Genomic DNA, 11,970 nt, shown 5'->3' with positions numbered 1-11,970 from the left:
GTGAGCGCCCACATCAGGGCCAGGTAGGCGAGCAGGTTGGCCAGCTGTTTCCAGCGGTCGCCCGGCATATTGCGCAGGAGGGAGCCCTTGCCGTGGACGACCTCGTCGTGGCTGATCGGCAGGACGTAGTTCTCCGCGAACGCGTAGACCAGGGAGAAGGTCATCTCCCCGGGGTGGTGGCTGCGGTAGAGCGGGTCCTTGGAGACGTAGTCGAGGGAGTCGTGCATCCAGCCCATGTTCCACTTGAAGCCGAACCCCAGACCGCCCTGGCTGGTCGGTCCCGTGACGCCCGGCCAGGCGGTGGACTCCTCGGCGATGGTGACGATGCCGGGGACCCGCTTGTAGACGGTGGCGTTCATCTCCTGGAGGAACTGCACGGCCTCGAGGTTCTCCCGGCCGCCGTGGATGTTGGGCGACCACTCGCCGGCCTCGCGGGCGTAGTCGAGGTAGAGCATCGAGGCCACGCCGTCGACTCCTCGGCGATCGTGACGATGCCGGGGATGCGCTTGTAGACGGTCGCGTTCATCTCCTGGAGGAACTGGACGGCCTCGAGGTTCTCGCGGCCCCCGTGCTTGTTGGGCGACCACTCGCCGTGCTCGCGGGCGTAGTCGAGGTAGAGCATCGACGCCACCCCGTCGACCCGGAGCCCGTCGGCGTGGTACTCCTCGAGCCAGTAGACCGCGTTGGCGTAGAGGAAGTTGCGGACCTCGGGGCGCCCGAAGTTGAAGATGTGGGAGCCCCACTCCTTGTGCCACCCGCGCTGCGGGTTGGGGTCCTCGTAGAGCGGTGTCCCGTCGAAGCGGGCCAGGGCCCACTCGTCGGTGGCGAAGTGACCGGGCACCCAGTCGAGGATCACGCCGATGCCGGCCTGGTGCAGCCGGTCGATCAGGCGCTTGAGGCCGTCGGGGTCGCCGAAGCGCGCGTCGGGAGCGAAGTACGACGTCACGTGGTAGCCCCACGAGCCGCCGAACGGGTGCTGCATGACCGGCATGAACTCCACGTGCGTGAAGCCGAGGTCGGAGACGTAGGGCACGAGCGAGTCGGCGATGTCGTCCCACGAGTAGAGGGCCTCGTTGCCGTCACCGCGGCCGAGGTGCTTGCGCCACGAGGCCAGGTGCACCTCGTAGGTCGACATCGCCTCGTTGACCGGCTGGCTGGTGCGCCGGGACTCGAGCCACGCGTCGTCGCCCCAGACGTGCTCGGAGCGCCAGACCCGCGACGCGGAGCTCGGCGGCTTCTCGGCGTACTGGGCGAGCGGGTCGGCGCGGTCGGCCCACTGGCCGTCGGCGCCGCGGAGCCGGTACTTGTACTGCGAGCCGACTCCCGCGCCCTCGACGTGGACGTGCCAGACGCCCGAGCCGTCGAGACGTGTCATCGGGTGGGCGGATCCGTCCCAGCCGGCCCACTCTCCGGCGACCTGGACCTCCAGGGCGTTCGGTGCCCAGACGCGGAACGACGTCCCGGTCACCTCGCCGGTCGGGCTCGTCGAGACCTGGGCGCCGAGGACCTTCCAGAGCTCCTCGTGGCGCCCCTCGCCGATCAGGTGCAGGTCGAGCTCACCGGGGGCGTGCTGCGTGTTCGTCATGTCGGTCATCTCGTCTCTCCCAAGGCTGCGAGCGGGATGGACAGCCACCCTGGACGGTTGCGTGCTTCGTAGACCGCCTCGTAGACGACCTTGTCCGCGAGGTAGGCGTCGAGCAGGGTACGGGCCGCACTGTCCAGGCCCTCCCCGCCCTGGGTGGCGTAGGCCTCGAGGAAGGCGGCGCGGTTGCGCGCCGACCACTCCGAGGCCCGGTACCTGCGCTGCTCGGCCTCCGGGCCGGTGTCGACCCCGGCGCCGGTCATGGCCACGACGCGTGGTGCGTAGTCGAAGGAGCGGATCATGCCCGCCACGTCGCGCCACACCGAGTCGGGCTTGAGGCGCTCGGCGAGCGGCTTGGCCGGCTCGCCCTCGAAGTCGACGATCTTCCACCCCTTGACGGTGCGCAGGGTCTGGCCCAGGTGGAGGTCGCCGTGGATCTGCTGCACGTCGACCTGCCCGAGCCCGCGGACCGCGGAGAACGTCTCCCGCAGGCGCGCCTCGTGCGCGGCCAGGTCGGGCACGACGTCGAGGGCGGCACTCAGCCGGCCCTCCATCGCCCCGGCCAGCTCGTCGAGCGCGGCGCCGTCGCGCTGCTCGAGCGGGAAGTGCTCGGCCAGGTCGGAGTGCACCTCGGCGAGCGCGACGCCGAGCCGGGCCGCCTCGCCGGCGAAGTCGCCGCCGACCTCGTCGGCGTGCAGGTCGGCCTCGGCGAACAGGTTGCGCACGCTCGCCAGCGCCAGGTCCCAGCCGTCGCTGGCCGTGCGGAGGAACTGCTGGAGCATGGCCAGCTGGATCGTGGTGTTGGTCTCCTCGTCGACGAGGTCCAGCCAGCCGTAGAGCGAGGCGACGTGCGTCGAGCCCGCCTCGGTGAGCACCTGGTGGATCGCGATGTCGGGGTTCACCCCGGGGGTCACCTTGCGGAAGACCTTCATCAGCGAGTCCTCGCCGTAGGCGACCGAGGAGTTCGACTGCTCGCCGGAGAACAGCGTCGAGTGCGCCTCGAGGTCCAACTCGTGGCCGGGCAGGCGGTGGAAGCCGAGCCGGCCGCGGACGTCCGACTGTGGCGCCGAGTCGCGCCCAGCGGCCGCGAAGGCCGCCAGCCACAGCGCCATCGACTCGCGGTCGTGGAGCGCGTCGTAGACGAAGGCCTGGCCGAAGTCGTCGTCGTGCCACTCGCCGACGAGGGCGTGGGACAGCCGGTCCTGCGGCTGGGCGTAGAACGCCAGAGGCAGCTGGTAGAGGTCGGTCTCGTCGCCGTCGGCGGACGCGTACGCCACCTCGGCGATGTCGATCGCGACCCGGAGGCCCTCGGGCGCACCGGGAAGCTCGCCCACGCGACGGAGGCTGCCCAGCTCCCAGTCGCGGCCCTTGCCGGCGAACCAGCGGGCCTGGCCGATCCAGCCCACGATCTCGCTGGTCACGTGCTCGTTCATGTCTCCACCCCCGGAGGTGTCGGGTCGGTCAGCCTGAGCCACATGAAGCCGTAGCCGCCGAGCGTGAGCAAGTAGGGCAGCTCGCCGATCGCGGGGAACGGCACGCCGCCGAGGAGCTCGACGGGGACCATGCCCTCCCACTGCCGCAGGTCCAGCTCGACCGGCTGGGGGAAGCGGGAGAGGTTGTTGACGCAGAGGATCACGTCGCGGTCGTCACCGTCGGGTCCTGAGGGGGCGTGCTCACGCACGTAGGACAGCACGCTCGGGTTGGAGCCGCCGAGGTCGACGAAGTCACCCAGGCCGAACGCCGGGTGCCGGCGGCGGGTGTGCACGAGCCGGCGGGTCCAGTGCAGGAGCGAGGAGGTGTTCTCCAGCTGCGCCTCGACGTTGACCGACTGGTAGCCGTAGATCGGGTCCTGCACGGCCGGCAGGTGCAGCTTGCCGGGCGTGGCGGAGGAGAAGCCCGCGTTGCGGTCGGGCGTCCACTGCATCGGCGTACGCACCCCGTCGCGGTCGCCCAGCCAGATGTTGTCGCCCATCCCGATCTCGTCGCCGTAGTAGAGGACCGGCGACCCGGGCAGCGAGAGCAGCAGCGCGGTGAAGAGCTCCATGCGGTTGACGTCGTTGTCGAGGAGCGGGGCCAGTCGACGCCGGATGCCGATGTTGGCCTTCATCCGCGGGTCATGGGCGTACTCGGACCACATGTAGTCGCGGTCCTCGTCGGTGACCATCTCGAGGGTGAGCTCGTCGTGGTTGCGCAGGAAGATGCCCCACTGGCAGCCCTCGGGGATCGCGGGCGTCTGTTCGAGGATCTCCGAGATGGGGAAGCGCGACTCGCGGCGCACCGCCATGAAGATGCGCGGCATGACCGGGAAGTGGAAGGCCATGTGGCACTCGGTGCCGACCCAGCGACCGTCCTCGGTCTGCTCCGGCCCGAAGTACTCCACCACGTCGGCGGGCCACTGGTTGGCCTCGCAGAGCAGCACGCGACCGGGGTAGTTCTCGTCGACGAAGCGGCGGCACTTCTTGAGGAACTCGTGCGTCTCGGGCAGGTTCTCGCCGTTGGTGCCGGGGCGCTCGTAGAGGTAGGGGACCGCGTCGAGGCGGAACCCGTCGAGGCCCATGTCGAGCCAGAACGCCATCGCGTCCAGCATCGCGTCGTGGACCTTGGGGTTGTCGAAGTTGAGGTCCGGCTGGTGGTGGAAGAAGCGGTGCCAGAAGTACTGGCCGCGCTCCTGGTCGTAGGTCCAGTTGGACGGCTCGGTGTCGACGAAGATGACCCGGGCGTCCTGGTAGAGCTCGTCGGTGTCGGACCAGACGTAGAAGTCGCCGTAGGGGCCGTCGGGGTCGCGACGGCTGGCTTGGAACCACGGGTGGGCGTCACTCGTGTGGTTCATGACGAAGTCGATGATCACCCGGATGCCGCGCTGGTGGCAGGCGTCGAGGAACTCGTGGAAGTCCTCGACCGTGCCGCACTCGGGGAGGATGTTGTTGTAGTCGGCGACGTCGTAGCCGCCGTCGCGCAACGGCGAGGTGAAGAACGGCGGCACCCACAGGCAGTCGACCCCGAGCCACTCGAGGTAGTCGAGCTTCTCGATGAGCCCCTTGAAGTCGCCCGTGCCGTCACCGTTGGAGTCGCGGAAGGACCGGACCAGCACCTCGTAGAAGACCGCCGTGCGGAACCAGTCGGGTTCGGCGTTGAGCACCGCGGTGGCTGCTCCGGCGTCCGTCGGCATCTGAGCTGACGTGGGGTGTTCGGTCAACGGGTCCTCCTGACGCTGATGATGTGGGCGGGTTCGTGGCCGGGATCGAGTCGGACGTAGTCGTGCTGGCTCCAGCTCCAGTCGGCGCCGGTGATCTCGTCGTGGGCGACGAACGAGTCGTGCCAGGCGAGGCCGAGGGCGGGCATGTCGAGGTGGATCATCGTCTCGCGGGTGCCGTGGGGGTCGAGGTTGATGACCACCAGCACGACGTCGTCGGTGCCGTCGGGAAGCGTGTGGCGCTTGCTGAAGACCAGCACCTGGTCGTCGTCGCTGTGGTGGATCGAGACGTTGCGCAGCAGCTGGAGCGCCGGGTGGGCGCGGCGGATCTCGTTGAGCCGGGTCAGGTAGGGCGCGAGGGTGGTGCCCTCGGCGTCGACCTTCTTCCAGTCGCGGATCCGGATCTGGTACTTCTCCGAGTCGAGGTACTCCTCCGAGCCCGGCTTCACCGCCACGTGCTCGAACAGCTCGTAGCCGGCGTAGACGCCCCAGCTGGGCGATCCGGTGGCGGCGAGGGCGGCTCGCACCTTGAACGCGGCCGGGCCGCCGTACTGCAGGTAGGCGTGGAGGATGTCGGGGGTGTTGACGAAGAAGTTCGGCCGCATCAGGTGGTCGGACTCGCGCGAGACCTCGACGAGGTAGTCCTCGATCTCGCGCTTGCCGGTGCGCCAGGTGAAGTAGGTGTAGCTCTGGTGGTAGCCGACGGCGCCGAGGCCGTGCATCATCGCGGGCTTGGTGAAGGCCTCGGAGAGGAAGAGCACGTCCGGGTCCGTGCGCCGTACCTCCGCCAGCAGCCACTCCCAGAAGGCGAGCGGCTTGGTGTGGGGGTTGTCGACCCGGAAGATCCGCACGCCGTGCGACATCCAGAGCTTGACGATGCGCAGCACCTCGCGGCAGATGCCGGCGGGGTCGTTGTCGAAGTTGATCGGATAGATGTCCTGGTACTTCTTCGGCGGGTTCTCGGCGTAGGCGATCGTGCCGTCCGCGCGCGTAGTGAAGAACTGCGGGTGGGTCGTGACCCACGGGTGGTCCGGCGCGGCCTGCAGCGCCAGGTCGAGGGCGACCTCGAGGCCCAGCTCGCCGGCGCGCGCCACGAACGCGTCGAAGTCGGCGAACGTGCCGAGATCGGGGTGGATGGCGTCGTGCCCGCCGTCCTTGCTCCCGATCGCCCACGGGGAGCCGGTGTCCTCGGGGCCGGGCGTGAGCGTGTTGTTGGGTCCCTTGCGGTTGACCTCGCCGATCGGGTGGATCGGCGGGAGGTAGACGACGTCGAAGCCCATCTCGGCGACCCGGTCCAGCCGCTCCATGGCGGTGAGGAACGTGCCGGTGGTGACCTTGCCGGTCTTCTCGTCGCGGGTGGCGCCCTCGGAGCGCGGGAAGAACTCGTACCAGCTCCCGAACAGCGCGCGGGTGCGGTCCGCGCGGAAGCGGTAGGGCCCGCTCACCGAGGTCATCTCGCGCAGCGGGTGCGCCTGCAGCACGGCGTCCAGCTCGGGGTCCTGCAGCGCCGCGAGGCGCGCGCCTACCGGGCGGGTGGTGTCGCTCGCGGCGGCCAGCGCGCCGGCGACCAGGGCGGCCGAGGCCCCGTCGAGCGCCTCAGGACCTGTGCGGGCGGCGACGCGCTCGAGCAGCAGCGTGGCCTCGGTGAACATGAGCTCCACGTCGACGCCGGCCGGGATCTTGATGCCGCCGTCGTGCTGCCAGGTCGCGATCGGGTCGGACCACGACTGGATCTCGAAGGTCCACTCGCCCTCGGTGTCGGGGGTGACGTGGGCGAGGTAGCGGTCGGGCTGGTCGCCCTCGAGGTGCATCCGGACCGGGGCACGTCGCTCCCCGGCCGGGTCGATCGCCACCACCTCGGCCCCGAGCTGGTCGTGACCCTCACGGAAGACGGTCGCCCGGACCGGCATCGGTTCGCCCACGGTCGCCTTGGCCGACTGTCGACCGAGGTCGACGACCGGTGAAACATCCATCACGGGTATGCGTCCAACCATGGCCCCACACTTGCGAAGGTTGGGTCGCGGACGCAACCCGCGACGGATGCGGTCTCACCCCTTTGACTCAGCGGCCGGTGACGACGACGCGCTTGACGTGCGAGCGGGCGGGACGCAACGCGGCGCGGTCGGCCGGCCGGAAGCGCACCCGGATGGTGTGACGGCCCCGGTTGAGCGTCCTCGTGAGGAGGATCGAGCGCCGACCCGTCGTCGTGCTGAACGTGCGCCACTTCACGCCGTCGACCACGACCACCAGGCGCCCGGCCGCGGGTGCCACGTCCTCCGAGGAGACGGTGACGACCAGCTTCGGCGCCGCGTTGCGCACGGTCTGGAACTTGCGCAGCACCCTCAGCGAGACCGTGGGACGCACCCGCGTGGTCGTCGGCGTGGGGGTCGTCGTCGTGGTGGGCGTGGGGGTCGGCACGGTGGTGGTCCCCGTGCCCCCGCCTCCGCCGCCCGTGCCGCCGTCGGTGCCGGGCGGGGCGGGCTGCTCGGGCAGGGTGGCGTCGGCGCCGAAGACCTGGAGCTCGCTGGCGTGCACGATGGTGCCCCGGTCCGAGCCCTCCTTGCAGTCGGTCAGCACGGTCGCGCTGGCGGTCTGCTGGCCGGCGTACGCCTCCTGACCGGTGCACTGGTTCTCCAGCGTCACCAGCCGTACGGCGGCCGCCGGGGTGTCGGGCACGTCGAACGCCCGCATGGTGAGCGTCGGCGCGACGGGCCGCGGCAGCCCGCTCGGGAACGCGTCGGCGGGGGAGACGTAGAAGCGGCTCCACGTGGCGCTGCCCGACGCACAGTCCGCGGTGCACGCCTCGAGGGCGAACTGGCGCAGGGCGGTGAAGCGCGAGCCCGAGTCCGGGTCCTCCTGGGCGAAGGGGAGCTCGGACGACGATGCGGGCGCCGGGGTGAGGTAGGCGCTCACCTGGACCCGCCTCACCGTGGAGACGTCGCCGGCGAGGTCGACCGACACGGACGGGTGCGACTCGTCGACCTGCTCGGCGGTGACGCCGCCCCAGTTGGTGGCCTCGGTGCCGTCGATGAGGGCCTCGGCGTTGAGGGATCCCTCGGTGGCACCGATGACGGAGCCGCCCGCGGCTGCACTGGCGAGGTTGACGACGTCGCCGATGGTCTCCGTGCGCGCCGCGCCGTCGGCGAGGACCGTCATCGTCCAGCGGGTCAGGCCGCGATCGGGCGAGACCGCCACCATCCGGTAGGTGCCCGGGGTGAAGGCGGCGGTGTCGCCCAGGGGGCTCGCGGGGTCGGTGTCGGCGACCGGGGTCACCCGAGCCTCGTAGTCGCCGACGAAGATCGACGCCTTGCCGGTCGTGGCGAAGGTGATCGGCGAGCTCGGGCCCGTCGGGGTGGCGAAGCTCGGCGTCGGCTCGCTGTCGTCGGCGTCGACGACCGAGGCGTCGACACCCATGCCGCGCCGGGCGAAGGCCGCCCACAGGACGTCCCTGTTCGCCCCGCCGAAGCGCATCTGGTCGGCGGCGATCATGGCGTCACGGGCGTCCAGCATCGACGTGGAGCCCTGCTGGAGCAGGAACGCGTCGAACATGAGCTGCACCCACCGGCGGTTGCCGGGGCAGGCGTCGGCCGGGCGAGGCGTGCTGGTGGCGGTCGCGTCGGCGCACTGGAGCTGGAGCGCCTGGTCGTCGTAGGGGAACTGGGCGTCGTACTTCTCGACGAGGGCCTGACGGACCTCCCACATCGTCCCGTTCCAGATCTCGCCGTCGGCGTGGACCTCGGCGCCGGTGGTGTCGAAGCCGTAGTCGGAGTAGTTGAGCGGGTTCTCGTCGATCGAGTAGTCGCGGATCGCGGTCTCGGTGTTGCCGGTGGCGTAGGCACCGACGGCCCAGACGTTGCCGCCGTTGCTGTAGCCGTGGGCGAACTGGTACTCGCCGGCGACCAGGTCGCCCCACGCCTCGCCCATCGCGCCGCCCTGCTCGGAGGTGATGCCCTCGTCGGGACCGCCGATCATGCGGTTGCTGATGGCGTGGGTGTACTCGTGTGCGACGATGCCCATGTCGAGGCCGCCGTCGGTGCAGGGGGCGTAGAACGCGCCGGCGATCGGCTCGAAGAGGTACTGGTTGGTGATGCCCGGGACGCCGTCCTGCAAGGCGATCTGGTTGGCGTTGTCACGGCCCTGGAAGGTCGGGCTGCCGCCCGAGACGGCGCCCGCCTGCGCGTTGCCGACCTCCTGGTCGCCGGCCACGCCGCCACGGCTGCCGTTGTCGAGCTGGAGGTTGTAGTTCTCCTCGGTGAAGCCCAGGTAGTAGGAGTAGTCGTGCATCCGGTTGTGCGCGACGAACAGGTTGCCGACCGACGCCTCGATGTCGTTGCCGCCCGGGACGAGCTGCGCGACGTCGCACCGGCTGTTGTTCCAGCGGTCCTCGAACTCCTTCGTGTACTCGCGCGTCGGCGAGACCGGAGCCTGCGCGAGGCCGCCGGGGGTCAGGGGGCTGGCCCACGCCTCGTGGGTGTTGGCGTTGTTGCCGACGGTGGTGAGGGTCGGCAGCGCGCCGACCGTGTCCCACGGTCCGAATGCCGCGACGTTGTCGAGCGCGCCGGGCGGGGTGGTGCACGAGGGGTCGCCGAGCGTCCAGCAGCCCACGACCGAGTTGGTCGGGGTCTCCTCGGTCGAGTCGAGGGTCGGGTTGGCGGGGAAGTAACGCCACCTCGGGTCGGTGGTCAGGTCGCCCGTGCCCGGGGCGGCGGTGTCGCTGCTGCTCACCGCGAGGGCGTACTGGCCGACGACCACCGACGCCGCGTCGAAGGGGCAGACCTGCGCGGAGTAGGTGCCGCTGGGGATCGACTGCGAGGAGTACGTCGCCACCTCGGGGTTGGTCGCTGTGTCACCCGTGACGAGCAGGGTGTCGCCGCGGAAGATCTTGACGACGAAGTCGTCGGTCGGGATGCCGGTGGCGACCGCGGTGATCGTGCGGGTGAGGTCGTCCTCGAGCTCGAAGGGGTGCTTGGGCCCGCAGGCCTCGGCCGTCACGGCACCGGTGAAGACGTCGTTGTAGGCGAAGTTGTCCGTCTTGTTGTGGCGCGCGAGCACCTCGCCGGTGACGCCGTGGACCAGCGTGGTGAAAGCCAGCGAGGCGCCGCCGGCGACGTTGACCACGTTGGCCTCGAGCACGGGGCGGACCGAGCCGTCGGCCATCGGCAGCGCCCGCAGGCGCACCTGCTGCTCCTGGGCGAAGCCCGGGACCTGCAGGCGGGTCCAGCCGTCGCTGACCGACCGGGCGATCGAGGAGACCTGGGCCGGGGCGACACCGACGGAGAGGTCGGTGGCCGCCTTCAGCCACCCCTGCAAGGGCGTCAGGGTGGGCGCAGGCATCGCACCCGTCGTGCGCGCGAGGGAGGACGAGACGTAGGCAACCCGGCCGTCGGCCACGCCGATGGTGACGAGCCCACCGAGGGCGGGGGCCACGCCACCGAAGTCCTGGCGCAGCAGCACGGCCCGGGCATCGGACTGCGCGAGCTTCTGGGAGCTCACCAGGACCAGTGCGTCCACGTCGGACGCCGACATCCCGAAGACGTCGGCGTGGTCGCGCATCCATGCGCGGGCCGCGTCGACGGGAGCGCCGGGGGCGGGGCCGAGGCTCCCGCTCGCCGGCAGGATGGAGGCGGGCGTGCCGAACGAGCCCCACCGGGCGGTCACGTCGCCGAGCGCGGCGACCGCCCGGCGCTGGGCCGGGGTCGGGAGGGCGGTGCCGCGACGGTCGACGTCCTTCGGGCCGGCGACCGGGTCGCCGAGCGTGCGGACGTCGCCCGGCGTCGGGCCGGGGGTGACCGACTGCTGTCCCGGGGAGGACTCGGCGGTGGCCGGTCCGGCGATCGCGGAGAGCGTGGAGATCGCGAGGAGCGATGCGGCCGCGAGGATCGTGCGGCCGAGAGGGTGGCGGGGCGGGGTCATGACCCCCTCAACGCCGCGGTGGCGGGCAGGTTACTCATCAGTTGAGGACGTCGGGGTTGGATCGATCCAAGAAATGCCCTAGCGTGCTGGATCGTGCGCGCGTTCAGACGATTCACCGTCCGCCCTGTCCTGCCCGAGCCCCTGGGAGCCCTGTCCGTCCTGGCGGGCAACCTTCGTTGGTCGTGGCACCCCCCGGCCCAGGACGTGTTCTCGTCCATCGACCCGCAGGTGTGGCGGGACGTGCAGGGGGACCCGGTGCGCTTCCTCGGCGCCGTCGGGCGCGAGCGGCTCGACCAGCTGGTCGACGACGCCGACTTCCGCGCCCGGCTCGATGCCGCGCACGCCGACCTGCAGCGCTACCTCTCCGAGGACCGCTGGTACGCCCGCAAGGCGGGTGACGACGCGCCCCGCTCGATCGCCTACTTCTCACCCGAGTACGGCATCGCAGCGGTGCTGCCGCAGTACTCCGGCGGCCTCGGCATCCTCGCCGGCGATCATCTCAAGAGCGCCTCCGACCTCGGTGTTCCCCTGGTCGGCGTTGGCCTGTTCTACAAGGCCGGCTACTTCAGCCAGGCCATCTCCAGCGACGGCTGGCAGCTGGAGAGCTATCCGCTTCTTGACCCCGACGGCCTGCCGTTGTCGGTGCTGCGCCGGGCCGACGGCTCGCCGGTGCAGGTGTCGCTGGCCCTGCCGGACGACCGGACCATGCACGCCAGGGTGTGGGAGGCCAAGGTCGGCCGCATCCGACTACTGATGCTGGACACGGACATCCCGGAGAACTCCGACGAACTCCGCCAGGTGACCGACCGGCTCTACGGCGGCGGTGGGGAACACCGCCTTTTGCAGGAGCTGTTGCTGGGCATCGGCGGGGCTCGGGCCGTGCGGCTGTGGAGCACCCTGAACGGCCGACCCGAGCCGGAGGTGTTCCACACCAACGAGGGCCACGCCGGCTTCCTGGGCCTCGAGCGCATCTCCAGCCTGATCGGCGAGGGGCTCAGCTTCGCCGAGGCACTGCAGGTGGCCAGGGCCGGCACTGTCTTCACCACCCACACCCCTGTCGCGGCTGGGATCGACCGGTTTGAGACGTCGCTCGTGCGGCACTACTTCGAGACCGACCTGTTGCCCGGCGTGGCCGTCGACGACCTGCTCGGCCTCGGTGCGGAGAGCTACCCCGGCGGGTCTCCGGATGTCTTCAACATGGCGATCATGGGTCTGCGCCTCGGCCAGCACGCCAACGGCGTGTCCAAACTGCACGGCGAGGTCAGCCGGCGCATGTTCAACG

Annotated in this window: 6 protein-coding genes and 1 pseudogene; 1 reads left to right on the top strand and 6 read right to left on the bottom strand. The window is 70.7% G+C overall.

The annotated features are described in order from the left end of the window. The 6 genes and pseudogenes from JWN97_RS18285 to JWN97_RS18260 all read right to left on the bottom strand — a co-directional run. Window positions 1-464, bottom strand: a pseudogene (locus JWN97_RS18285) (1,4-alpha-glucan branching enzyme); the annotation flags it as partial. Further along, complete coding sequence (gene glgB, locus JWN97_RS18280) at window positions 356-1,594, bottom strand: 1,4-alpha-glucan branching enzyme (protein ID WP_297626123.1); 1,239 nt, start codon at window positions 1,592-1,594, stop codon at window positions 356-358. The pseudogene JWN97_RS18285 and the gene glgB, both read right to left, overlap by 109 nt. Beyond that, complete coding sequence (locus JWN97_RS18275; protein ID WP_297626120.1) at window positions 1,591-3,015, bottom strand: hypothetical protein; 1,425 nt, start codon at window positions 3,013-3,015, stop codon at window positions 1,591-1,593. Before JWN97_RS18275 ends, glgB begins: the two co-directional genes overlap by 4 nt. Continuing rightward, window positions 3,012-4,751: a maltose alpha-D-glucosyltransferase gene (gene treS / locus JWN97_RS18270; protein ID WP_297626125.1), complete on the bottom strand. Its 1,740-nt coding sequence runs from the start codon at window positions 4,749-4,751 to the stop codon at window positions 3,012-3,014. Before treS ends, JWN97_RS18275 begins: the two co-directional genes overlap by 4 nt. A gap of 23 nt (window positions 4,752-4,774) precedes the next feature. Beyond that, window positions 4,775-6,769: an alpha-1,4-glucan--maltose-1-phosphate maltosyltransferase gene (locus JWN97_RS18265; protein ID WP_297626118.1), complete on the bottom strand. Its 1,995-nt coding sequence runs from the start codon at window positions 6,767-6,769 to the stop codon at window positions 4,775-4,777. A gap of 67 nt (window positions 6,770-6,836) precedes the next feature. Continuing rightward, window positions 6,837-10,688, bottom strand: a complete 3,852-nt coding sequence (locus tag JWN97_RS18260) for a M36 family metallopeptidase (RefSeq protein ID WP_297626115.1) — start codon at window positions 10,686-10,688, stop codon at window positions 6,837-6,839. 93 nt (window positions 10,689-10,781) lie between these two features. On the opposite strand from JWN97_RS18260, the gene glgP reads away from it, so the two are divergent. After that, a partial coding sequence (gene glgP / locus JWN97_RS18255; protein WP_297626112.1) for an alpha-glucan family phosphorylase occupies window positions 10,782-11,970 on the top strand: 1,189 nt, incomplete at its 3' end.

The sequence above is a fragment of the Nocardioides sp. genome, assembly GCF_025965415.1.
GTDB lineage: Bacteria > Actinomycetota > Actinomycetes > Propionibacteriales > Nocardioidaceae > Nocardioides.
This window is presented reverse-complemented; position numbering and strand designations above follow the sequence as displayed.